At 37.9% G+C, this 23,224-nt stretch carries 20 protein-coding genes and 2 pseudogenes; 6 read left to right on the plus strand and 16 right to left on the minus strand.

The window, feature by feature from the left end; genetic code table 11:
• Positions 1-13: 13 nt before the first annotated feature.
• Positions 14-1,780: a PTS mannitol-specific transporter subunit IIBC gene (locus IGL70_RS10460; protein WP_104873907.1), complete on the minus strand. Its 1,767-nt coding sequence runs from the start codon at positions 1,778-1,780 to the stop codon at positions 14-16.
• 263 nt (positions 1,781-2,043) lie between these two features.
• Between IGL70_RS10460 and IGL70_RS10465 the strand changes: the two genes are divergently transcribed.
• The gene (locus IGL70_RS10465) at positions 2,044-2,721 is read left to right on the plus strand and encodes an ATP-binding cassette domain-containing protein (protein WP_104765279.1); all 678 of its coding nucleotides are present in this window, start codon (positions 2,044-2,046) and stop codon (positions 2,719-2,721) included.
• A 2-nt stretch (positions 2,722-2,723) separates the two neighbouring features.
• Positions 2,724-3,851: an ABC transporter permease gene (locus tag IGL70_RS10470; protein ID WP_104873908.1), complete on the plus strand. Its 1,128-nt coding sequence runs from the start codon at positions 2,724-2,726 to the stop codon at positions 3,849-3,851.
• A 199-nt stretch (positions 3,852-4,050) separates the two neighbouring features.
• Here the strand turns inward: IGL70_RS10470 and IGL70_RS10475 are convergent, their stop codons facing one another.
• The 12 genes and pseudogenes from IGL70_RS10475 to IGL70_RS10530 form a co-directional block, all read right to left on the minus strand.
• The gene (locus tag IGL70_RS10475; RefSeq protein ID WP_002287254.1) at positions 4,051-4,491 is read right to left on the minus strand and encodes a PTS sugar transporter subunit IIA; all 441 of its coding nucleotides are present in this window, start codon (positions 4,489-4,491) and stop codon (positions 4,051-4,053) included.
• A gap of 10 nt (positions 4,492-4,501) precedes the next feature.
• On the minus strand, positions 4,502-6,535 hold the full coding sequence (locus IGL70_RS10480) for a BglG family transcription antiterminator (protein ID WP_104873909.1): 2,034 nt from the start codon (positions 6,533-6,535) through the stop codon (positions 4,502-4,504).
• A 1-nt stretch (position 6,536) separates the two neighbouring features.
• A pseudogene (locus IGL70_RS10485) lies at positions 6,537-7,751 on the minus strand (PTS transporter subunit EIIC); the annotation flags it as partial.
• Between the two features lie 159 nt (positions 7,752-7,910).
• Positions 7,911-9,059 carry an IS200/IS605 family element RNA-guided endonuclease TnpB gene (tnpB, locus tag IGL70_RS10490; protein ID WP_002323589.1) on the minus strand — a complete coding sequence of 383 codons (1,149 nt, stop codon included), beginning with the start codon at positions 9,057-9,059 and terminating at the stop codon, positions 7,911-7,913.
• 16 nt (positions 9,060-9,075) lie between these two features.
• Positions 9,076-9,480, minus strand: coding sequence for an IS200/IS605-like element ISEfa4 family transposase (tnpA, locus tag IGL70_RS10495; protein ID WP_002287522.1), 405 nt, complete (start codon positions 9,478-9,480; stop codon positions 9,076-9,078).
• Positions 9,481-9,633: 153 nt separating this feature from the next.
• Positions 9,634-10,131 (minus strand): annotated as a pseudogene (locus tag IGL70_RS10500) (PTS transporter subunit EIIC); the annotation flags it as partial.
• Between the two features lie 93 nt (positions 10,132-10,224).
• Positions 10,225-11,175 carry a mannose-6-phosphate isomerase, class I gene (gene manA, locus IGL70_RS10505; RefSeq protein WP_002332170.1) on the minus strand — a complete coding sequence of 317 codons (951 nt, stop codon included), beginning with the start codon at positions 11,173-11,175 and terminating at the stop codon, positions 10,225-10,227.
• 38 nt (positions 11,176-11,213) lie between these two features.
• A complete protein-coding gene (locus tag IGL70_RS10510; protein WP_104873911.1) occupies positions 11,214-12,239 on the minus strand; it encodes a serine hydrolase domain-containing protein in 1,026 nt (341 codons plus the stop codon).
• Between the two features lie 208 nt (positions 12,240-12,447).
• On the minus strand, positions 12,448-13,317 hold the full coding sequence (locus tag IGL70_RS10515; protein ID WP_002325397.1) for a VOC family protein: 870 nt from the start codon (positions 13,315-13,317) through the stop codon (positions 12,448-12,450).
• Between the two features lie 581 nt (positions 13,318-13,898).
• Positions 13,899-15,791: an ABC transporter ATP-binding protein gene (locus IGL70_RS10520; protein WP_002287265.1), complete on the minus strand. Its 1,893-nt coding sequence runs from the start codon at positions 15,789-15,791 to the stop codon at positions 13,899-13,901.
• A complete protein-coding gene (locus tag IGL70_RS10525; protein WP_002287267.1) occupies positions 15,788-17,515 on the minus strand; it encodes an ABC transporter ATP-binding protein in 1,728 nt (575 codons plus the stop codon). Before IGL70_RS10525 ends, IGL70_RS10520 begins: the two co-directional genes overlap by 4 nt.
• 15 nt (positions 17,516-17,530) lie before the next feature.
• Positions 17,531-18,181, minus strand: a complete 651-nt coding sequence (locus tag IGL70_RS10530) for a TetR/AcrR family transcriptional regulator (protein ID WP_002287269.1) — start codon at positions 18,179-18,181, stop codon at positions 17,531-17,533.
• Positions 18,182-18,385: 204 nt separating this feature from the next.
• Between IGL70_RS10530 and IGL70_RS10535 the strand changes: the two genes are divergently transcribed.
• Positions 18,386-18,682: a rhodanese-like domain-containing protein gene (locus IGL70_RS10535; protein WP_002287271.1), complete on the plus strand. Its 297-nt coding sequence runs from the start codon at positions 18,386-18,388 to the stop codon at positions 18,680-18,682.
• 191 nt (positions 18,683-18,873) lie between these two features.
• Complete coding sequence (locus tag IGL70_RS10540; RefSeq protein WP_002287272.1) at positions 18,874-19,494, plus strand: NAD(P)H-dependent oxidoreductase; 621 nt, start codon at positions 18,874-18,876, stop codon at positions 19,492-19,494.
• Positions 19,495-19,585: 91 nt separating this feature from the next.
• Here IGL70_RS10540 and IGL70_RS10545 read toward each other — a convergent pair whose 3' ends face one another.
• Together IGL70_RS10545 and IGL70_RS10550 are read right to left on the minus strand one after the other, a co-directional pair.
• Positions 19,586-20,752 (minus strand): AI-2E family transporter, encoded by a 1,167-nt coding sequence (locus IGL70_RS10545; protein ID WP_002287273.1) that lies wholly within the window; start codon positions 20,750-20,752, stop codon positions 19,586-19,588.
• A gap of 11 nt (positions 20,753-20,763) precedes the next feature.
• Positions 20,764-21,117, minus strand: coding sequence for a PTS glucitol/sorbitol transporter subunit IIA (locus IGL70_RS10550; RefSeq protein WP_002294113.1), 354 nt, complete (start codon positions 21,115-21,117; stop codon positions 20,764-20,766).
• A gap of 127 nt (positions 21,118-21,244) precedes the next feature.
• Between IGL70_RS10550 and IGL70_RS10555 the strand changes: the two genes are divergently transcribed.
• The gene (locus tag IGL70_RS10555) at positions 21,245-22,267 is read left to right on the plus strand and encodes a lactonase family protein (RefSeq protein ID WP_002307191.1); all 1,023 of its coding nucleotides are present in this window, start codon (positions 21,245-21,247) and stop codon (positions 22,265-22,267) included.
• An 18-nt stretch (positions 22,268-22,285) separates the two neighbouring features.
• Positions 22,286-22,447 (plus strand): hypothetical protein, encoded by a 162-nt coding sequence (locus IGL70_RS10560; RefSeq protein ID WP_002287277.1) that lies wholly within the window; start codon positions 22,286-22,288, stop codon positions 22,445-22,447.
• 258 nt (positions 22,448-22,705) lie between these two features.
• Here IGL70_RS10560 and IGL70_RS10565 read toward each other — a convergent pair whose 3' ends face one another.
• Positions 22,706-23,140: a hypothetical protein gene (locus tag IGL70_RS10565; protein WP_002294114.1), complete on the minus strand. Its 435-nt coding sequence runs from the start codon at positions 23,138-23,140 to the stop codon at positions 22,706-22,708.
• Between the last annotated feature and the right edge of the window lie 84 nt (positions 23,141-23,224).

Raw genomic sequence — 23,224 nt, forward strand, 5'->3', positions numbered from 1 at the left:
CTGTTTTCCTCCCTTAAGCTGTCTGTTTCAAATATTGTGCAATCGATTCGTATTTTTGCGGATTGACCATGCTGTTGACTGATAAATGAATGGATTGAGGCGCAACCATCTGTACTTTTTCCGCTAAACTTTCTTTGGCTACGATCAGTGAATCAGGTTCATCTTTTAAATCTTGGATATTGACTTTTCTTAACGGGATAGTTAAATGGTTCTTGTCTAATATATCTTTGAGCACGGTCATCCCCATTGTTGCTGATCCGGAACGATCATCGTGGACAAGTAGAATCTCTTTGATTTGTTTGATGTTTGCTGAAAGAAACTCTTCTGCTGGCTCATTCTCAATTTCAGAAACTGATGTTTTCTGCTTGCTGCTTAATTCTTGAATGATTTCATCATATCGAGGTGAATTCAAAAAGTTTTCTACTGAGACAAAACGCGCGCTCGGTGCTTTTTGTTTTGCTCTTTCTTGTAGTTCGACCTGAGTAACGATCAATGTATTCGAGTCATCTGTCAGTTGGCTGATTGCTTGATTGGTCACCGTTTGAGGCAAGTCTGCTTCCTGTACTTTTTTTCTCAAGATCGAAGCGCCCATCGCACTTGATCCCATCCCTGCATCACAAGCAAAAATGATTTTTTGTACGCCAGAGAATGTAGCTCCTTGAGGAATACCTTGGGCACCTTTGGAAGCTTGCTTAGCTGCCTTTGTCTCTTGAACAGATTTTTCGAAGTCTTCATTTGTATCTTTCGCATCCGCTTTCAAAATTACTGCAGAAATACCAAACGAAACAGCTGCGGCAACAATCACGCCCAAAATAACAGGAAGGTAAGAATTGAACGGTGTCATCGCTAGAATCGCAATGATCGACCCTGGAGAAGCTGGCGCTCTTAGTCCAGCATCCATCAATTGGAAAATGAAACTTCCTGACATTCCTCCGCCTATAACTGATAAGAATAATAACGGTTTCATCATAACGTAAGGAAAATAGATTTCATGGATCCCGCCTAAAAAGTGAATGATCATGGCTCCTGGTGCTGAAGATTTTGCTGCTCCTTTGCCAAACAAAGTAAAAGCAAGTAATACGCCAAGTCCTGGACCAGGATTTGCTTCAAGCAAGAATAGAATAGATTTTCCAGCCTCTGCTACTTGTTCAGTTCCCAATGGTGTCAAAATCCCATGATTGATTGCATTATTCAAAAATAAGATTTTTGCTGGTTCAATAAAAATACTTGTCAATGGAATCAAATGGGCAGATAAAATGATCTCTACACCTTTTGCCATTGCTTGAGTCAATGCATCGACAACTGGACCAATCGCAGAAAAACCTAATAACGCTAATCCAAAACCGATAAGACCTGCTGAAAAATTATTGACTAGCATTTCAAAACCGGATTTGATCCGTTTTTGGAATAGCTGATCAAATTTCTTGATGGCATATCCACCAAGAGGTCCCATGATCATCGCGCCTAGCATCATTGGAATATCTGTTCCGACAATCACACCCATCGTTGCAATTGCCCCAACAACTGATCCGCGGTCACCAGCAATTACTTTTCCGCCAGTATAACCGATCAATAAAGGAATCAGATAAGTTAGCATTGGGCTTACCATGGTAGCGAAAGCCTCATTTGGTAAATAACCATCTGGGATAAATAAAGCCGTTAATACACCCCAGGCAATCAGTGCTCCAATATTTGGCATGACCATGCTTGATAAAGTACTGCCTAATTTTTGTACCCTCGCTTTTAGCGAAATGTTGTTTTTGGGAATCGTCCGTTCCATTTTGTCTCTCCCTCTCTCCTTTTGATACTCTAATTGTATCCGCTTACTAAAAAGAGAAATAGTCGTACTTTGGCACGAAACTTTGTGCCAAAGGTTTGAGTATGTCAGCAAAATAAAAAGATTTCGGTATCAGAAAACTTCAATTTTAAATAAAACTGTTATTTTAATTTTTTTATAATATGCAAACAATAACTTTTGTTAGCATTTCATTTAGATATTTTTCATTCTATTATGTTATTAAATTTTATATTGGAGGCCTATCTATGACATTACTGATCAAAAACATGAACATGAAACGTGGTAAAAAACGTGTGATTCGACAATTAGATCTTTTAGTAGAATCAGGAGAAGTAGCTGCTTTGATTGCCCCGAACGGATTTGGCAAAACAACTTTGCTGAATGGTATTGCCCAACTGCTACCAACAACTTATGATCAATTGTCCCTTCACAACATCTCTCCTACTGCTTATACAGATTATCGCCGGTCTTTCTTTTTTCTAGAATCAACGAATCAGTTATCCGACTATCTATCGGCTGTTGATTATTTGACTTTGATCAAATACTATTGGCAGAGCAAAGTAGAATGCCAAACTGTTTTCCAACGATTGAAGATGACTGAGTACCTTACTTTGCCGATTGGAAAAATGTCTCTAGGAATGAAACAACATGTCTTGCTTGCTGCTTACTTGATCAGTGATTCATCTGTCATGTTATTCGATGAACCGTTGAACGGATTAGACCCAGGAAGTATTGATATCTTGAATAGCCTCATCAGACAATGGCAGAAAGAGGGGAAGACGATTCTTCTTTCTTCCCACGCTATCGCGAATATCCAATCGATTTGTTCTAAAGCATGTTTTCTAAAAAATGGAGAAATCGTCACAGAATCCTCAAATATGGAAGAGATTTTAGCTATTTATCGTAAATTATATGAGGTGTAACTATGTCTTTACTTACATTTGAACGCAATCTCTTACTAAAAAACAAAGTAAACTTTTTATTTCCTCTATTGTTGGTCGTGCTCTTTGCATTCCCACTTTTTTTTGATCATAAACTTGCTTATACAGAATTCGATGAACTGAATCATAACTATGAAGAGATGCAACGTTTGATTGAAACGTTGAAAGAAGATGAGAATGAGAAAGAATTTGTGGAAAGTTTAGAGAAAAGCAACAAACTGATCGAAGCAATCTTACATGCAAAAAACACAGGGAATGTCCAGCAAATGGTCGAAGCAACTTATCATTATGAAAAAGATATACTGGATCGACTGATTTCTGGTCAAAGACAAGGAATTCCAATCATTGAACAACAAAAACGTGTCGAGTTGCTCCGTTATATGAAAGAACATCAGATCCAAAGATATTCTATTTTTGACTTGCCAACGCATCTCCCTTTAGCGAATTACTACGAAAATATTTTTTCAGGAATGATTTCTAGTTTTTTGATTTTATGTATAACCGCCTTGTTTCTTTCTTCCATCATCTCTTATGAAAAAAGAAAGCAGGTAATCTCTCTAGTCAATCTATTACCGGATAGTATGGTAAAGAAACATAGCATCCGTTTTACCGTTTATTATGGTGCAGCTATGCTAAGTCTCGTGATGCCATTTTTGATCGTCTCTATACTAGTAATAATCAAAAATGGTTTGGGAGACTTCCGTTATCCTGTAGGAACGATCATTGGTCAGGAGATACGAATCCTTCCGATGTATGCGTATCTTTTCCAGAGCTTTCTGTTCCTGTTGTTGTGGGTGCTCTTTTTAAGTACAATCAGTTTTCTTCTATCTGCTTTATTTGAACATTCTCTAGTCAATCTTTTAGGTACACTTCTTTGTCTTTTCTTAGCAGAGTATCGCTTGTTTTCTTCGATTGGATGGATAGAATCAATCAGTCATTACTTGCCAACTTCTTATGTTGATTTTCAAAATGTGATCATAGGAGGAGATATTTTCTCGCCACTAGCTTCAGAACAGGTTACTTTCATGAATGGTATCTTGACACTTGGTATATGGAGTATCGTTTTATTATTCATAGGTATGGGCACTATCTATATAAAAAAGAGCTATTAAAACACAAAAATAATAGGGGCGGTGACAAAAACCTTGTCACCGTCCCCTATTTCAAATAAACGGTTTTCTAGAATAAATAGTTTTCAAAAGCTTGCATCCGCAGTAATAAGAACCTCCCAGCAAAAATAGCTCCTCTTATTTTTATCTTGGTTGAAGTTATTACTTGATGCAAGGCAGCTTTTTTTACTGAGAACATTGGTTATATATGTCCATGTTCAAAAATCATTTGGACTTCTTCAATGGTTTCCGCATCACTGAGCGCCATTACTTGGTCGATGTCTGAACAGAAAAAGGCTAAATCTTGGAGCACCGCTAACTGATGTTCTTTTTTTAAAGCCACTACAAATAAGAGTGTCGCGATTTTTGGTTCCTCTTTTGTTCCAAAGTCCACACCATCAGGCACTTGGACTAAATAGATTCCTTCTTCTACTACTTCTTCATCTTTGTCAGTCCCATGTGGCAAGGCTACGAAATTCCCGATATAGACACTCGCTTTTTCTTGTCTTTCGATCATTGATTGGATATATGCCGGTTTGATTCCCCCTTGTTGGGTCATCCACTGGCCGATCTCGGTCAACGCTTCTTTCCAATTTTGATAGGATTGATCGAGCAATATTTTTTCTGCTGGTAGCTGGATCATCTTTTCACCTTCATTTCTTTATTTCTTCAATCAGGATTTTCGCTAGCAACTGATAAACGATTTCTTTATTTCCTGAGCGGAAGATCTCGGTGTTCAAGTCATTCATGATGATTGCTCCACTGATCTTTCCTAAAAGAATCCCGTCTTTTTCTTGGATTGGCGAAGGCGCCAGCATAACTAACATACGGGACAAATCGACTGGCTGTCTATCCATCCCTTCAATGGTCAACGGATGTTTCAAATTGAAAATACAAAAGATCGGTTTAGAAATCAATGAGCTGGATGTATGGAATAACCCCATATTTGTATGAGGAATACCGATAGGTGCTTGTTCATATCGCTTAAGCAGCCGGCGATGAACCACCTCTTCATCCGTTACTAGTCCTTCAGGAAAATAAGGAAATAAGCTGCGAATCGTTTCGGAAATCGTCTCAGGATTATCCAGTTCTTGGATAAAAAAACGATCAAGTAATTGATTGATTTGCTCCATGAAATGCATCGTTTCCTCATAAGTATCTTCTAGCATCCACTCGTTATTGCTGTTATACGTATTTTTTTGCCTTTTTTTCTTCTCAATATGCGAAAAAGCTTCTTTTAGCTGCTTGACTTCCTCTTCCAGCAGTAGCGGGGAGACTAAAATATATGTTCCATTATATCCTGGTAGAATAGATGTAGAAATAACAACATCATATTCTTCTTGTAAATCAATTTTTTTCAAATCAGCAATCCGATAGAAATGAATTTGTTGGATGAAGGGAAAATACCTTTTCAATCGTAGTTCCAACATGCTAGTAGAAGCTAATCCACTTGGCGAAAATCCTGCAATACTGATATTGCTTTCTTTCGGACTTCGTTCCAATGAATTCGCAAAATGAAGGACCATATAAGCGATCTCTTCTTCGGATAATTTTTTTTCTTGAAAAATCCGCTCTACTGCTTTACGGATTGCATTCGCAACTTCCTCGTATTGAACCATGATTTTTTCTAAAATCGGATTGGTCAGTGTCTCTTCTTGTAAAACGGCTCTTGAAAACACACCAGATAAATGAGTCAACAGCATTTTGTACAAAGTTTCATCTTCATAAAAATGGACATTCGTCTCTTCACTTACTTCTTGAATCAGTTGTTTTACTAAATAAGCAAGCTGTGTATCGAACGTCTCTTCAAAGAAATTCTGATCAAATGAGTTCGTGAAGTCATTTAATAATCCTGCAAAAAAGACGATCTCATTTACTGGATAAAGTTGTTTTGTCTCAGAAGCGATCCGTGAAAACAATCGTTTAGCTGTCTGTAGTAATTCTTTGTTTGCCAGACCATTATATGTCTCATTTGTCAGTAAATGATTTTTCGTCACACGCTCCATCGTCAATGTCAGCATCAAAACCAAATGTTCAAGCTTTCTATCACTTAGATTGGTCTTTTTTTGGATCAATTCTTCCCCGATTACTTTGCGTGCAAGAGATAGATATTGCGGATCAACGAATCGAAAAAAATAATTCAGTGATGCATCGAAAGAAATACTATGAAAAAGTTCATATTCATTGATTTCTAATTCTAATACATTCGCGGTCAGAAGCCGGCGGTATTTTTCCGGTCCTTCGATCTCGTATCCCTGGTTCCGAATGATTTCCAAAGGCAGTTGGCGAATACTTTCTTCCAACTGTTTGATATCTGCATAAAAAGTGGTATTACTGATGCGATATGATTCCATGAAATGAGCAAGACTCAACGGCTCTGTCGTCAGTAACAACTCGGCTAAAATCGCGTGTTGTCGTTTAGCAGTGGATAAGTCATTACTTTTCCCATCTGTATTTTCTTTTAATTGCTCTAATACTTCTTCTGATGCCTCAATGACAAATGAGCCTCTAGCTGCTTTTTTCAAAAAAGCATTTACCGATTTCAATGAGACTTCAAGATTATCTAATTCGCGGTAAATAGTCCGTTTACTGACCTTCAATAAATTCATCATTTTTTGGATAGATACAGGTGACGGGCTACTGAGAAATTCTGCTAATAATTGTTTTTCTCTGGGCGATAAATACATCTTATATTTCTCCCTTCACGAGTTTTTCGTATTCATTCGTAGCTACCCAATGTTCAACTAGAACTAGCCGAGGGATCTTTTCTTCTAGCTGTTCAGTTACAGCTAGTTCTCTTTGTGCGATATAAATCGTTTCTTCTTGGATTTTGATTTTTTCTATTGATTCTTTTGAGATAACAAACTGTTTTTTCGCTTTTTTTGCTAATTGACTTAAAATCGTCATGCCCATAGTTTGTGAGCCGCGTCTGTTGTTTTTATACAAAAATACAATATTAGCAGGCGACATTTTTTGTTCTGTGATATCTGCTATCTCTTTTTTTTCTTCCCGCTTTGGAAAATGGATCGCTTCTTTTATTCGTGACAGCAAGATATCTGTTTCCAAAAAGTGATCCAGTACATAGATTTGACTTTGAGGTACTTTTTCTCTTGCAAGATCCGCTAGTTCATGTTGCACGATAACCAGCTGATTTACTTGGTTATTCAATTCATAGATAGAGCTGTATCCGACAGAAAGATCGATTTTTTCTGCTGCTAATTTCTTTTTCAGCAGGGCGGCTCCCATAGCACTTGATCCCATACCTGAGTCGCAAGCAAAAATGACGGAATGAATGATAGATGGTTCCAAGATTTCTCCCCTTTCTTTGACCGTTTTGTTCTCTTTTTCTTTATTTGGTAATTTCAATAGTATCGCTGCACAAATGAAGGTCACAAATGTACTGATTGCTATCCCTATACTTACCCCAGCTAGTTGTGGATAAGGCGCATTGGCAAAAATCACGAGTAGTGACCCAGGCGATACAGGTGCAGCTAATCCCGTATCTAACCATTGAAATATCAACGTGCCGCTTGCCCCACCAGCCATTACAGCTAAAAATAGATACGGTCGCAGCAAGACAAATGGAAAATAGATTTCGTGAATCCCGCCAATCGCATGGATCATCAATGCTCCACTCGCATTTACTTTTTCCTGTTTTTCTGCAAAACAAAGGATAGAAAGTAAGATCCCTAAACCAGGTCCAGGATTTGCCTCCATCAAAAATAAGGAAGAGTACCCGACTGTTTGTGAGAATTCGATTCCTAAAGGTGTCAATACACCATGATTGATTGCATTATTGAAAAATAGTACTTTTAGAGGTTCTAAGATCAGACTGACAAGTGGTAACAGATTCATTGTGACTAGCCAAGACACAACGGAGGCGAGCAACAAGTGAACACTATGTGAACTACTCACCACTTAGCTAAACCTGACGGTTCTTAACGCTTGAAGTGGGAGCTTCTTGGGAATAGAGCATACTTGATAGCGTATTTCTTTACTAACAGCGGTGTCTCTTATTTACCAAGCTATCCCCGTAGTTCCTACGGTTCTTGATGATTGGATCTAAGCCAATCCCATAGAATGTAGTCTTAGACCTTCGGTCAGAATATTGATACTAGCATTGATATCACGATCATGATGAGTATGACAAACAGGACAAGTCCATTCTCGAATTTCAAGAGATTTCTTGCCATCTTTATGTCCGCACTCTGAACAAATCTGACTAGACGGAAACCATTTATCTACTTTGATGATTTTTCGTCCATACCAGTCAGCCTTGTATTGTAATTTAGTCACAAACTTTGACCAAGAAACATCAGAAATACTTTTAGCTAATTTATGATTTCGCAACATACCTTTTGTGTTTAAGTCTTCAATACAGATAATATCGTGATTTTTGATCATTTCTGTACTCAACTTATTCAGAAAATCAGTACGTTGATTCATTACTTTTTCATGCAATCTAGCTACTTTGCGTTTTTGTTTTTGATAATTTTTAGCTTCAAATAGATTGGTACCTTTATTTTTAGCCAATAAAGCACGCCTAGACAATTTGCGTTGTTCACGCTTTAGTTTCTTTTCCATTTTGGACGTGAATTTATTATTATCAATTTTTTGTCCATCAGAAAGAATCGCAAAGTCCATAATGCCTAAGTCAATACCAATTGTGGAATTAGTTTTAGGTAATTCGATAATTTCTTCTTTACACAACAAAGAAATATAGTATTTACCGCTAGAATGACGTGATATTGTAGCAGATTTGATAATCCCTTTTGGTTGTCTATGAAGCTTAATTCTTACTAATGACTTCAATTTAGGAACTTTGATGAATTTACTATCAATCAAAGCAATTGTACCATTTTGATTATTCGTTGTATAACTCTGAACAGGATTTTTCTTACTTTTGAAACGTGGAAATCCAACGGATTTATCCCGAAAAAAATTCTTGTATGCTTTATCTAAATTAAGTTGGGCATTGGCTAAAGCAAGGCTATCAATTTCTTTCAAAAACGGAAATTCTTTCTTGTATTTAGCTGGTGTCGGAAAAGTCATTTTTTTAGAAGAATCATTTTTAACTTCTTCATACGCCTTTTTTCGGTCATCAAGCATTAGATTGTAGACCTTACGGACACAACCAAAAGATTTGGCAAAGAAGATTTCTTGTTCCTCTGTTGGATAGATTCTGAATTTGTATGCTTTTAGTTGTTCCATAAAGTTCACCTACTTTCTATTTATGATTGTTTCCTTGATTTTGGATATACTTCTTAATCACATCAATTGGTGCGCCACCAGTTGTCAGAAGACAAAAGCTTTTAGACCAGAACATTTCTTTCCAAAGAAATTGTTTGACTCTTGGAAAGTCACGTTTTATCAATCTTGAGCTGGCACTTTTATAGGCATTGATGAATTTTGTCAATTCTGTTTTAGGTTGAGCTTTGAACATAATATGAACGTGGTCTTTATCATGATTCCACTCCACTAAAGTAATGTGATACGATTCTGAAATTCTTTCAAAAGTAGTTTTGGCATAATCAGATATTTCATCATCAATCACTTGTCTACGATATTTCGTTACTAAAACAAGGTGGTAATAAAGAAGAAATACTGAATGATTATTTGTATCTAATTCCATGTTATATCAACTCATTTCTTGTATAGACTGATTGTAACATGGGACAAAATAAAAAGGCAATACGCCTTAGTTGTCGGTCTTCGAGTTACCAACGGTAACCCTCATACCGAACGGCATTCATCACCCACCTATAGAGGATGGGCGACTTCTGCCTAATTCTGTTAAAACTGGTTCAATAAAAACGATTCCAATTATACAAATAACGCTACCAGTCAGTCCTACTAGTAGGTTGCTGACAAGCATTTCATATCCAGCCTTGAATTTCACATGGAATCTAGAAACAAATTGTTCATATACGATGCCGGCAAGCGGCCCGATAATCATCGCTCCTACGATTTGTGGAGCATTGGAACGAGCGATCAACCCTAAAGAAGCAATTGCACCGGCGACTGCCCCTTTTTGTCCCCCTACCGATTTCCCGCCTGAATAACTGATCAAGATGGGTAAAAGCAGCTGGATCATCCAATGGCATACCTCTTCTAATGTGGTGTGCAAATCGCCAGACACACCTTTTGTTGCTAATGACAAGATTCCCCAAGCGATAAACAGACTTAGATTTGGCATGATCATTTCATTTAAGTGATGTCCAGCTTTTCTCAGTTGTTTCATAGACACGCGACTGCTGTTGTTTGCTTTCCATTTGTATTCCATCTTTTTCACCATACTTCTATTTATTGATGGACGGATTTTATGTAGAAAAAGCAGCAAACGAAAAACCGTCTGCTGCTTTCAGCTATCTGGGAACTATTTGCCTGGTTCAGACGCAATGATTGCTAGTTCACCTTGGACCGCCCACTCAGAAACGCCATTTGGAATAATACAGCTTGTTCCTTTTTCTAATGGATATGTTTTTCCGTCAACGACAAGGTCTCCTGCTCCTTCGATTACCGTCATCAATGTATAAGGGGCTTGTTTTTTGAAAGATGTGATTCCTTTAATATCCCACTCATATACATTGAAAAACTCAGTTTCTAAATAAGTGACGATCGATGAATTCCCTTTTCGGACTTCTTTGATTTGTAATTCTGGTGTTTTCGCAGGGACAGTTGTTACATCGATCGATTGTTGGATATGCAGCTCTCTTGTTTGTCCTTGCGCATCTTTTCTGTCGTAGTCATACACGCGGTAAGTCGTGTCAGAACTTTGCTGTGTTTCTAAAATCATGATTCCTTTACCAATAGCATGGATCGTTCCGCTTGGTACATAAAAGAAATCACCTTTTTTAACTGGTACTTTCTTCAAAAGGTCATCCCAGCGCCCATCTTTGATCATCTCAGCTAGTTCTTCTCTTGTCTTTGCATGATGACCATAGATGATTTCTGCACCAGGTTCAGCATCGATGATATACCAGCATTCAGTTTTTCCTAATTCACCTTCATGTTTCATCCCATAGGCATCATCTGGATGTACTTGTACAGATAGATCATCTTCTGCGTCTAAGATCTTGATCAATAATGGAAACACTGGTTCTGAAGGATGGCCAAACAATTCCTTGTGTTCTGACCATAGTTCATCTAATCTTTTCCCTTTGAATTTGCCATTTTCTACTACACTGACACCATGAGGATGCGCACTGATCGCCCAATCTTCTCCGATTTTATCGTTAGGGATATCAAAACCGAAGACTGAACGTAAACGGCTTCCTCCCCAAATTTTTTCTTGAAAAACTGGTTTTAAAAACATAGGTTCCTGCATAATTCAAACTCCTCTCATTTTTCATAGCTATTATAGCATTATTTCGGTAATACCGCTTTCTCTTTCAAAAAGTTTTCAACAATTTCATCTCGACATATGAGATACTCCGCACGATGATCGACAGGATGTACGCGATTTGACAAAAATATCAACGCTTCTTGTGTTTTTATATCAATCAAGAAAAACGTACCTGTATAACCAGTATGAAAAAGAATCGCATGACCGTCTTCTACATCTTTTTTTAAATCCCACCCTAGAGAACGATAGCCATTTTTTTCTGGAGTGTGGTCTTGTAGCAAAGAATCAATCGTTTCTTCTTCTAAAAACCGACCATTACGGATTTTTCCCTTGTTCAAATACATTTGGACAAAAGTAATGCTGTCGTTCAAATCGATAAAGAGCCCAGCATTCCCTGCATGTTCAGCTAAAACTCTTGCTTTCGGATCATGCGTTTGTCCACGCAAAACCTCACCCGAAGGCAGTTGTTCTGTGGGAACGATTTTTTTGGAAGGAAAAGGAAGAAATAAGCTGTTCATCATTCCTAATGGTTCCAATACTTGTTCTTGGAAAATCTCTACTGCAGTTTCTTGGTAAATTTTTTCCAGCATCAATCCAAGAAGAATCGTTCCGACATCTGTATATTTTACTTCTTTTCCTAGTTGCTCACCTGGTTCTAGCTTCAAATAAGCGGCGATCAATTCTTCCTGAGATAGCTTATCTCTGTTTGGTATCCATGTTTTGATATCAGAAGTATGTGTCAGTAAATGACGCAAAGTGATTGTCTGATTTTCAAATTCAGGAAGATATTTATGAAGCGGTTGATCGAGTTCTATCTTTCCATCTTCTAATAGACGTAAAACTAATGAAGTGGTTGCAACGACTTTCGTCAGTGAGGCTGCATCAAACAACAGATCTTCTGTCATCAGCTGCTTTTCAGGAACGACTTGGGCAAAGCCGGCTGTAAATGTTTCTACTTGATTTTCTTTTATGAAGGCGACTGCTACACCCGGATAAAATCCTTCTTCCATTTTTTTCAAAATAAGCTGTTTCGTGTGTGGATACATCTTTTTCTCCTGCTTTTCTATCAGATTCTTACAGTCCAAGCTTAAAGCTTAATCTATGAGGAATCAACCTTTTTTACACAAAAAAACTGCGCGAAAAACCGCGCAGTTTCCTCCGGTATACTATTTTCTCTTTCTATCTCTAGAATAAGCGATAGTATGACCGTTCATAAAATGACGAGACATGCGACAATCGTTAAGAAAGAAAAAGTTAAGCGTCGCATCGAATGTCAGTTTTATTCTTTTCTTTTGGCTCACTGACGAACCACCATTCGATTCCTATAGCATCATAGATTGTGAGTACTGTGTGCTTTTTGTCTAAGAAGAAATCAACTGATAGTTGCTGCAAGTGAGCAATCAGTCCTTCCATGCTTTCAGTATCGATCATGAATTTCAGAAAATCAAGTCCAATCACTTCATCTGTAGGCAAATCAATTGCGCCTCCGCTAGCTTCTGTCAAACCAACATGGAAATCTCCTTCATTCAATACATGGATGCCCTCTTCTTCATTATGTACCTTCAAACCAAGTACATGATTAAGAAATTGGCGTTCTTTTGTTAAGTTAGTAACATTTAAATGGATTTTTTCAAAATAAGAACCTGTTGATAGTTTACTGAATTTTTCTTCAGATTTTCTTAATAATGCTTCTTGATCCATTGTTTCCGGAATTTCTCTTTGGTCGTTCTTATTCTCTTCATGGTAAATTTCCAATTCATTCTCTTCTGGGTCTACGAGCAAAATCCCCATACGTCCATGATCTTCTAAAGCTTCTTTGATTGGATAATTCATTTTACGGATACGACAAAGGATATCTGCCATTTCTTCTGTGCTAGGGATAATCAATGAAAAACGGTTCAGCTTTTTGATCTCCCCCATGTGATCATTCGCTCTAGGACTTTCTTCCAGCAGCAACATTTCACTTCCAGCTTCTTCTGTTCCTAAAATGGCTAATTCGTTTTCTTCTCTTTTCAAATCAAAGCCAACAACGTTCTTGTAAAAATCAATCATTTTATCTCGGTCTTTCACCCGAATGGCTACACTTTTTAAATAGGTGGCAGCCCCCAATTGAAAATCTTTCATATTTCTTGCTCCCCTCTACGTCAAGCTTTATTTTAACGATGGATTCTTCTTCTTTCAAGCAATAACTTTGATTTTGTTAAAAAAAATGTGAGAAAATTCGCATTTTGCTTGTTTTTTGTAAATTAATGAGTAAAAACTCTTATAAAAAGAGGTTGTGAAAAAGCTGTTCTGCATCAAGTAATAAGAACAGCCAAACAAAAATAGCTCCTCCTATTTTTCGTTTGGTTGGGCTTATTACCGCAGATGCAAGCTTTTGAACACCGTTTAAGGAAGAGGTTGTGAAATCAGCGGTTTGACCTGAGTACTAGAGAAACAAAACGGAAAAATAGCTTCTCATATTTTGTCGTTTTTTGAGCTAATACCGAGGGACAGCTGATTGAACACCGTTTAAGGAAGAGGTTGTAAAATCAGCGGCTTGACCTGAGTATTAGAGAAACAAAACGGAAAAATAACTTCTAATATTTTGCCGTTTTTTGAGCTAATACCGAAGGACAGCTGATTGAACACCGTTTATTCGGAAAAAGGGACTGTGACACGACTTTTGTCACAGCCCCTAAAAAAAATAATAAATTTGTACTATTCTATGAAGCTTCTTCTTCAGAAAACTGACTGTTATAAAGATCTGCATAGAATCCGTCTTTTTCCATCAATGTATCGTGGTTTCCTGTTTCTACGATCGAACCATGATTCATCACAATAATGTTGTCTGCATCGCGTATTGTAGACAAGCGGTGAGCAACAACGAAACTTGTCCGGTTTTCCAATAGGCGGTTCATCGCTTTTTGAATCAGTATTTCTGTTCGTGTATCTACACTAGATGTTGCTTCATCAAGGATCAGGACATCCGGATTTGCTAAGAATGCCCGCGCAATTGTGATTAGCTGACGCTGCCCTTGCGAAATATTGCTTGCATCCTCGTTTAATACAGTGTTATATCCTTCTGGCAATTTACGAACAAAATCGTCTACGTGAGCAGCTTTAGCAGCCTCAATGATTTGTTCGTCTGTTGCATCGTCGTTCCCATATTTGATATTGTCATAGATACTTCCTGTAAACAGCCAAGTATCTTGCAGTACCATTGAAAACTGTGCGCGCAATTCATCACGTGAAAGATCACGGGTATCTACACCATCGTAACGAATACTACCTCCAGAAACATCGTAGAACCGTTCAAGAAGGTTGATCAGTGTCGTCTTCCCTGCACCAGTCGGACCTACAATAGCGACCATCTCACCAGGTTTGACATCCAAGTTAAAATCAGTCATTAGCAAGTTATCTGGTGTGTAGCCGAATTGAACATTTTCAAAACGAACTTTGTATGGTGTATCTTTTTCTTCTGGAAGGCCAGATTTTTCATTGGACATCTCTTCTTCATCCAACACTTCAAATACCCGTTCGGCTGAAGCAACTGTTGATTGGATAGTGTTCATCAAACTTGCAAGTTGAGTGATTGGTTGAGAGAACTGTGTTGTATATTGCAAGAACGCTTGAACATCCCCTAATGTCATGTTCCCATTTGCAACTTTTACTCCGCCTAGTACAGCGACGAACACATAGCCTAGATTTTTAACGAAATTCATCAACGGCATGATGATTGCCGAAATAAATTGAGCTTTCCAACCAGCGGCATACAGATTCTGATTTTCTTTTTCAAATACTTCCTGGTCTTTTTCAGTATGATTGAATGTTTTAACAATGGTATGACCACCATATGTTTCTTCTACTTGGTTATTCAATAAACCTAAACTTTTTTGCTGATCTGCGAAAAACACTTGTGATTTCGGCGCTACGATCATCACGATGATCAAGCTTAAAGGGATCATCAATAACGCGACTAACGTCAATTGCCAGCTGATTGAAAGCATCATCACGATGACCCCAATCAATGTGACTGCACTAGTTACAAATTGAGTCAAATTTTGCTGCAGCGTGCTTGCGATGTTATCCATATCATTGATTGCTCGAGACATGATATCCCCATTTGTATGTGTATCATAATAGGAAATCGGTACACGATTCATTTTGGCTTCCAAATCATGACGTAATTCATAAACTGTTCGTTGGGAAACACGTGTCATAATAAATTGCTGTAAAAAGTTGAATACAGCAGAAATCAAATACATCACGATTACTGTCGCAATGATCTGCGCGATTTTATCAAAGTCTATCGGAAATTTTGTTACTTGTTGGCCTTGTTGCATCTGTTGAGCGCCAGCCATTACACCTTTGAATATTTCTGTGGTTGCTTTCCCCAAGACCTTTGGTGTTTGGATTTGGAAGATCACGGCTGCTATTGCTAGTACAAATACAGCGATGATCGCAACCATACGTTTAGACATATAGCCAAACAATCGGCGTACCGTTCCCCAGAAATTTTTAGGCTTTTCACCTTTTACACCGAGATTTCTGCCAGGTCCACCATGTCCTGGACCGCCTGCTGGTCCATGAGAGGGACGTGTGTTTGTTTTACTCATGCTAAGTCCTCCTCTCTTAGTTGTGAATGAACGATTTCTTGATAAGTTTCGTTTGTTGCTAATAGTTCTTCATGTGTTCCTTTGCCAACCAGTTTTCCTTCATCTAGCACAAGGATCATATCTGCATCCATTACTGTACTTACTCGTTGAGCAACTAAAACGGTGATACTTTCTTTCATATTCGTTTTCAATGCTTGGCGAAGATTGGCATCCGTTTTGAAATCCAACGCTGAGAAGGAATCATCAAACACATAGATATCTGCTGTTTTGACTAATGCCCGTGCAATTGCCAGACGCTGTCTTTGTCCACCAGAGAAGTTTCCTCCTCCTTGTTCCACATGGCTATCTAAGCCATCTTCCATCTCTGAAACAAAATCTTTAGCTTGTGCGATTTCTAATGCTTTCCAAATCATTTCATCTGTTGCATCCGGCTTACCATACTGCATATTGTCTCGGATCGTTCCAGAGAACAGAACTGCTTTTTGAGGAACAAAGCCCATTAATTCTCGCAAATTATATTGAGTCATGTCACTAATGTCCGTTCCATTTATTTGGATCGAACCAGATTCGATGTCATATAATCGAGGGATCAAATTGACTAAGGTCGTTTTACCTGAACCAGTCCCCCCTATGATTGCGACGATCTCGCCCGACTTGGCTTGGAAATCAATATCTTCCAATGCAAGTTTTTCTGCTCCATGATATCGATAATTGACATGATTGAAGGCCAATGTTGCGTTTTTTCCAGCAAAAGAAACTGTTTTAGGATTTTCAGGGTCATGGATACCGATTTTTTCATCCAACACTTCATTAATACGGTCAGCTGAAGCTTGTGCACGAGGCACCATGATAAAAATAGCGGAAAGCATCATAAAGCTGATCAAGATCTGCATCGCATAAGTCATAAATGCAATCAGATTACCGACTTCCAAAGTCATATCTGCTATGTAGTGTCCACCAAACCAAGTGATTGCTACGTTTGTACCGCTCATGATCAATGTCATCATTGGCATCATCAATGCGACGATCGTATTAACTTTGATTGCCGTATTTGTATAATCTTTATTCGCTAAATCAAAACGATTTTCTTCAAAGCGTGTCTTATCGAATGCTCGAATCACTCTGACCCCTGTCAATCCTTCTCGAAATACCAGGTTTAAACGGTCAGTTTTCTTTTGCATACTTTTGAATAATGGAACAGCAAAGTACATGATTCCGCCGATCAAAATAATCATTACTGGGATGACAACTAAGAAGATTTTTGTCAACTGATGATCTTTTTGATAAGCAAGTATGCTCGCGCCAATCAACGTGATTGGTGCATTGATCATCATACGTAAAAACATTTGTGTAACCATTTGGATTTGAGTCACATCATTGGTCGTTCTTGTGATCAAAGAGGCCGTTCCATATTTATCAAACGCATCTTTTGTCAGACTCTCTGATTTTTTATAGACATCCGTACGCAATTGCTTACCCAGTTTCTGTGATTCACGAGTAGCAAAAAATGTATTTGCGATAGCAGCTAAGATACTGATCAAAGAAAAGCCGATCATCACAAAACCTGTATGCCAAATATAATCGACATCTCCTTGCGCTACCCCTTTATCAATAATATTGGAGGTAAGTGTCGGCAAATATAAATCTGCCAGTACTTGGATCACCATGAAAACTGCAGCTGCAATTGCTGAAGTCAAGGAGATCCGTTTTACGATTTTTAGCATCTAGTTCCCTTCTTTCTATTTATATACTCCGTTTTTCAGCCAAGAAAGTTTCAAATTGAATTCACTGATTGCTTGCTCTACTGAGTAATCTTCAGATGTTGAAAATAAGCGATACGAATGCGCAATTGTTGTAAATACAGTATTCATCACTAATTGGATCAGTAATTCCAATTCATGATCATTTTTTACTTTCAGCTTCGTCCGATCGATCAATTCAAGCAACTCTTTTGCATCTTGTTTGTGTTCTTTATGTGGATCGTGAGGCGTTTTTTGGCGACTCGTATGAGGAGCGACTTTTCTTGAGGCACGGTAATCCATATTCATAAACAAGTTACGATAAAAAGAAGCATTCTCGCCTTCCAAAATCTCATAAATCATTTTAGAAAAATAGGATTCGAATCCTTTGAATAGATCACCATCGGATTCTTTCATTAGTTGTAACATATCTTTAGAGCTGTCACGTCTCATTGTCTCAAAGTAATAAAAATAAAGATCCTCTTTATCTTCAAAATACTGATAGAAACTGCCTCTAGGGATATCCGCTAATTTGACGATATTAGCAATCGAAGCTTCTTTTAAGGGTACTCTAGAAAACTCGATTCTCGCAGCCTCGATTAGTCTTTTTTGTTTTTCTTTAGGCAAATGGAAAAATGTCTGTGTCGGCATATGGATCCTCCTTTCTTTCAAGATGACACATTGTCATATGACGCTATGTCATTATAACACCTCCTACCTGTTTTGCAAGACATTTGCATAGTTTTTTTTCATTATCATCCGATACATTAAAAAAGTGATAAGAGGAATCCTTCCATTTGAATTAATGAGAGTTGCCCATTAAAATAGCCACATACTAAACAAAGGATGAGATAAATGGCCCAATCAATTAGTGTCCAAGACTTCAATAAATTGCCTCTCGATGCTGACAGCATCGTTTTAGATACAAGAAATACCTTAGATTACACAAAAAACCACTTAAGCCACTCGCTTTCTATCCCCGCTGCTATCTTGCCAAGACAATTAAAAAATCTAGATCCAAAGAAACTTTATTATATTCTAAGCTATACAGGCAGGCGATCAGAAGCATTAGCCGATCAACTTACTGCTAATGGTTTTCGTGCTGTTTATATCATTGGTGGGATGGAAGCTCTTCAGTCGAGTGTTGCTTGAATATTGCTTGTTAGATTCAAAAGAGGCTGTGACAAAAAATCGTGTCACAGCCTCTTTTATACCCTGTCTTTTTTTAGTTATTTATTCTTCAACCTTATCAATATGACTTGATAGCCTTTTCTTTTTCGAGTAAACTGATTTTGTTAGTCATAGTTATAACAATCATAGCAATAAAAGGAGAAGGTAAGCATATGGCATCTGTTTTAGTAGTCAAAGGTCATCCCCTAACTGCAGAAGAATCGCGCACAGTTAAGGCATTGACGTCTTTTTTAACAAGTTATAAAGAAAATCATCCAGATGATGAAGTGACTGTTTTGGAACTTTATCGCGATGATATTCCGGAAATCGATGAAGAATTATTATCAGGTTGGGAAGCATTACGTGCTGGTGCAGAATTCACTTCCTTATCAGAAAGTCAACAACAAAAAATTGCTCGTTTCAATGAATTGACTGATCAGTTCCTTGCTGCTGATAAAATCGTTATCGCAAACGCCTTATGGAATCTAAATATCCCAACAAAATTAAAAGCTTGGTTCGATACCGTCAATGTAGCTGGAAAAACGTTCCGCTATACAGAAAACGGGCCAGAAGGATTAGTGACAGGTAAAAAAGCACTGCACATCCAATCTAATGGCGGTGTATACAACGGACAAGACTTTGCCTCTCAATATGTAAAAGGTATTTTAAACTTTGTAGGCATCGATCAAGTAGATCAGCTATTCATCGAAGGAATCGATTATGACCCTGACCGTGCAGATGAGTTGATGCAAAATGCATTAGATAAAGCTGCTGCTTTAGGTAAATCATTTTAAAAATTGAGATAAATGCATACAAAAGAGACAGAGGAAAAAATCTTCAAAGCAGCATTTGTGCCTTGGATATTTTCCCATCTGTCTCTTTTTGTTATTCTTTCTGCTTTTTCAACGGATTTTCTTCATAAAGAGAGGAGATTGTTGTGTACCATTCAAAAACATGAGTAATCACTACTTTAGCTGCTGCATAAACAGGAATCCCCAAGATCACACCGATGATTCCGAACAATTTCCCAGAAGTCAGCAGAACTAATAAAATCGTTACTGGATGGATTGCTAACTGATTCCCTAGTACTAATGGAGAGATCAAGCGTCCTTCTATTGTCTGCTCTACTGCAAAAACGATCAGTACTTTGATGATCATGAATGGACCTGCTACAATGGCTAAAAAGATAGCCGGAATCATCGCTAAAAATGATCCTAAGTAAGGGATCAGGTTCAAAAAACCCGCAATAATCCCCAACGTGACAGCATACTCTAAACCAATGACCGCAAAACCAATCATAAACATGATTGCCACAGCAAAAGCCACAGTTAGTTGTCCTCTTATATAAGAAGAAACTTGACTATTCATTTCACTCAGCACATTCAACGTCGGTTTTTGCATGCGTGTCGGTAAAAATTTGACAAAATAAGGTGCTAATTGTTTACCGTCTTTCAATAGATAAAATAAGATAAACGGCATCGTCAGCAGAGCCACTAAAATAGTCGCTACCGCGCCGACAAAACTTCCAAGACTCTGAACTGTACTCTTAGATATATCTTGGATCATATCGCCTGCCGAATTCATGAACTTATCACCTGCTGTTTCCAACTGTTCGCGAAATTGGTTGAACAGCGGGTCCCGCAAAATCTCGGTTAATTTATTATCAATCGTATCTACATATTGAGGGAAGTTACTGATGAAGCTCACTGTTTGTTCCTGAATCTTAGGGATGATCACTACGCTCCCCCATGCGATTAGTGCAACAACCAAAACAAACAGCCCAATGATACTGTAAAGCCTTGGTACTTTTCGCTTTTCAAAGTAATCAACTACCGGATTCATCAAGTAATACAAGATTCCTGCTAAAATGATAGGCAGACCTACGATTGCTAAAAATTGCCAGATTGGTGCAAACAAATATGAAACTTTTGTAAATAAAAAGACGATCAGCAATATTAACAATACAACAAGTAAGGCTGTGACTACTTGATTATTTAAAAACCAGCGCCAAAACCACGATACCGGTCTGTTCTTCTTATTTTTTCCTTCCATAATTCCTCCTGTTAGTTATAAAAAATTTGGCTTCCCAAACCAATAGCAGGCAGTCTATGCGGATGAAGATAGATTCCATTTGCAATTTGTCCTTCTTCTGGACAAGCATCAAAAATCAATGATACGTGAGCTACTGTCTCTAAATTCCCATTGGCCATAGGACCGACATAATCGATCGTATATACCTGATCATCAAAAGCAATTGTTCCGCCTGCTTTCAAAGAAAAAGGTTCGTCTTTTGATACTTCTTGAATCACCGAATATTTTCGTAAGGCAGCTGTTGCTGTTTTATCGAACAAAATCAGCATGGGTTCTTCCTTGTTTATTGCTTCTGTCCCAATTTCTGTAATCTTTGCCTGAATCATTGCACTCTCTCCTTTAATTGCTTTCAAAAACAGTATAACACATTCTCATTCTTTAGCCGTGTGGAATAATTATGTGATAGAATAAAAACGAAAACTATTTCATTACAATTAGGAGGAATCAGCTCATATGATCGAAAAGATAATTTTAGGAACCTATACGCGTCGCGAAAGTAAAGGAATCTATACGATCGACCTTGATACAGAAAAAGAAGAATTAGCCAACCTTTCATTAGCTGTTGAAGAAAATAGCCCTACCTATGTAGCAAAAAGTAAAGCTGGCAATCTTTACACAGTTACTAGTGTGGATGGATTAGGTGGTGCCGGTGCGTACGATAAGGATTTTCATTTTTTGAATGCGGTAACAGAGTCTGGCGCTCCTTTGTGTTATGTAGCGGTTGATGAAGCACGTCAATTACTATACGGGGCGAACTATCATAAAGGTGAAGTAAATGTCTACCATATATTAGGAGATGGCGAACTGAAAGCAGCAGATTCAATATTCCATCAAGAAGCGACAGGTCCTCATAAAAACCAAGATCATGCGCATGTCCACTATACGGATCTGACTCCTGACCAACGATTAGTCGTATGTGATCTTGGTACAGATCGTGTGTATACTTATGATGTGTCCGAAAACGGCAAATTGAATCTTGTAACTACCTTCACTGCAGAGCCAGGAACAGGCCCTCGCCATCTTGTCTTTCATCCAAATGGACAATTCGCTTATTTATTTGGTGAATTAGACAGCACAGTCCGCGTGCTTTCTTATAATAAAGAAACAGGTGCTTTTGAAGAATTACAGAAAATATCGACCTTGCCAGAAGAATTCGACGGTGAAAATGGAGGGGCAGCTATCCGCATTTCAAATGATGGCAAGTTCCTTTATGCTTCTAACCGAGGACATAACTCGATTGCTGTATTCGCAGTTTTTGAAGATGGTTCCCACATTCAAAACAAGCAAATCATCTCAACAGAAGGGGATTTTCCCCGCGATTTCGCACTAGATCCAAGCAATAATTTTGTCGTGTGTGCCAATCAGAACACCGATAATCTGACATTATATCGCCGTCATCCTGAAACAGGATTACTGGAATTACTGAAAAAAGATGTCTATGCACCAGAATGTGTCTGTGTTTATTTTGATCGTTAGTAAGAAAAGGAGAATGAAATGAATCAGCAAGACGTATTAGACAGACTACGGGAAGAACTAAATATTCCTTTCTTTGATGGGAAAATCGAAGATAAAGAGTATAGCGAAGAGGAATATCAGAAACTCAAAGCCGATTTACAGAACTACTTTGAACAATATGTACAGAATGTAGAAAACTAATCAGCTTTCCATACTATCTGAAAAGAACATCAGGACAAGACTTTTCCGTCTATCCTGATGTTCTTTTCTACAAATAAAAAACCGCCGAGATGGTTAGACTCGACGGAAAAGGAGTATTTACTCGATTTTGAGTAAGTACAAGGTTGTTGTTGGTTATAGGTATGTCATTATCATAAAGGATTTTGATCACTCTATCATAAAGGTAATATTACATTTATATTAGATAACTCTAGTTTTTATTGTTATCAAAGATTTCTTTTATTTTTTCAACAACAAATTAGTCATTTTTTGGATGGCAGCTGTCAATTGGTCTGTCGCTTGGTCTTGTTTTGCTTCAGATGTATTGAATAGATCTTCATCTACCCCTGATTCAAGATCGATACTTTGGATCATTTCTTCACAGCCTGCTACATATGAAAGATAAGCTTTTTCAAAATTTTTATGAATGCCCATTGCTTTTGCTGGTGGACGCAAAGTACTGACTTTCTTAAGCATTGCCCGATATTTTTTTGTTCCTTCTTCAAATAACAGGATGATCTCTTCAAGAGTCGATTTGTCCAGTTCACTTGTTTTTCCTTCATCAATTGCGTTTCTGATCACTTCATATTTCGGATGCATTCCTTCTCCGATTGCTTCTGTTTCCTTGACGATTTGATCGATGGACTGCACATAATAGCCAATATTCGGTAACATGTTCGTTTTCCTACTTTCTCCATTGTTGTTATTATTTATTCTACTTGTTTTTATCCTCAAATGACAAGTACTTGAAAAAATTTA

The sequence above is a fragment of the Enterococcus sp. DIV0901a genome (genome assembly GCF_051711525.1).
Lineage (GTDB): Bacteria > Bacillota > Bacilli > Lactobacillales > Enterococcaceae > Enterococcus_B > Enterococcus_B faecium.

What these genes read in the sequence shown, in the direction of transcription:
- IGL70_RS10460 (WP_104873907.1), bottom strand. Translation starts at nt 1,780, where the DNA reads ATGGAACGGACGATTCCCAAAAACAACATTTCGCTAAAAGCGAGGGTA.
- IGL70_RS10465 (WP_104765279.1), top strand. Translation starts at nt 2,044, where the DNA reads ATGACATTACTGATCAAAAACATGAACATGAAACGTGGTAAAAAACGT.
- IGL70_RS10470 (WP_104873908.1), top strand. Translation starts at nt 2,724, where the DNA reads ATGTCTTTACTTACATTTGAACGCAATCTCTTACTAAAAAACAAAGTA.
- IGL70_RS10475 (WP_002287254.1), bottom strand. Translation starts at nt 4,491, where the DNA reads ATGATCCAGCTACCAGCAGAAAAAATATTGCTCGATCAATCCTATCAA.
- IGL70_RS10480 (WP_104873909.1), bottom strand. Translation starts at nt 6,535, where the DNA reads ATGTATTTATCGCCCAGAGAAAAACAATTATTAGCAGAATTTCTCAGT.
- tnpB (WP_002323589.1), bottom strand. Translation starts at nt 9,059, where the DNA reads ATGGAACAACTAAAAGCATACAAATTCAGAATCTATCCAACAGAGGAA.
- tnpA (WP_002287522.1), bottom strand. Translation starts at nt 9,480, where the DNA reads ATGGAATTAGATACAAATAATCATTCAGTATTTCTTCTTTATTACCAC.
- manA (WP_002332170.1), bottom strand. Translation starts at nt 11,175, where the DNA reads ATGCAGGAACCTATGTTTTTAAAACCAGTTTTTCAAGAAAAAATTTGG.
- IGL70_RS10510 (WP_104873911.1), bottom strand. Translation starts at nt 12,239, where the DNA reads ATGTATCCACACACGAAACAGCTTATTTTGAAAAAAATGGAAGAAGGA.
- IGL70_RS10515 (WP_002325397.1), bottom strand. Translation starts at nt 13,317, where the DNA reads ATGAAAGATTTTCAATTGGGGGCTGCCACCTATTTAAAAAGTGTAGCC.
- IGL70_RS10520 (WP_002287265.1), bottom strand. Translation starts at nt 15,791, where the DNA reads ATGAGTAAAACAAACACACGTCCCTCTCATGGACCAGCAGGCGGTCCA.
- IGL70_RS10525 (WP_002287267.1), bottom strand. Translation starts at nt 17,515, where the DNA reads ATGCTAAAAATCGTAAAACGGATCTCCTTGACTTCAGCAATTGCAGCT.
- IGL70_RS10530 (WP_002287269.1), bottom strand. Translation starts at nt 18,181, where the DNA reads ATGCCGACACAGACATTTTTCCATTTGCCTAAAGAAAAACAAAAAAGA.
- IGL70_RS10535 (WP_002287271.1), top strand. Translation starts at nt 18,386, where the DNA reads ATGGCCCAATCAATTAGTGTCCAAGACTTCAATAAATTGCCTCTCGAT.
- IGL70_RS10540 (WP_002287272.1), top strand. Translation starts at nt 18,874, where the DNA reads ATGGCATCTGTTTTAGTAGTCAAAGGTCATCCCCTAACTGCAGAAGAA.
- IGL70_RS10545 (WP_002287273.1), bottom strand. Translation starts at nt 20,752, where the DNA reads ATGGAAGGAAAAAATAAGAAGAACAGACCGGTATCGTGGTTTTGGCGC.
- IGL70_RS10550 (WP_002294113.1), bottom strand. Translation starts at nt 21,117, where the DNA reads ATGATTCAGGCAAAGATTACAGAAATTGGGACAGAAGCAATAAACAAG.
- IGL70_RS10555 (WP_002307191.1), top strand. Translation starts at nt 21,245, where the DNA reads ATGATCGAAAAGATAATTTTAGGAACCTATACGCGTCGCGAAAGTAAA.
- IGL70_RS10560 (WP_002287277.1), top strand. Translation starts at nt 22,286, where the DNA reads ATGAATCAGCAAGACGTATTAGACAGACTACGGGAAGAACTAAATATT.
- IGL70_RS10565 (WP_002294114.1), bottom strand. Translation starts at nt 23,140, where the DNA reads ATGTTACCGAATATTGGCTATTATGTGCAGTCCATCGATCAAATCGTC.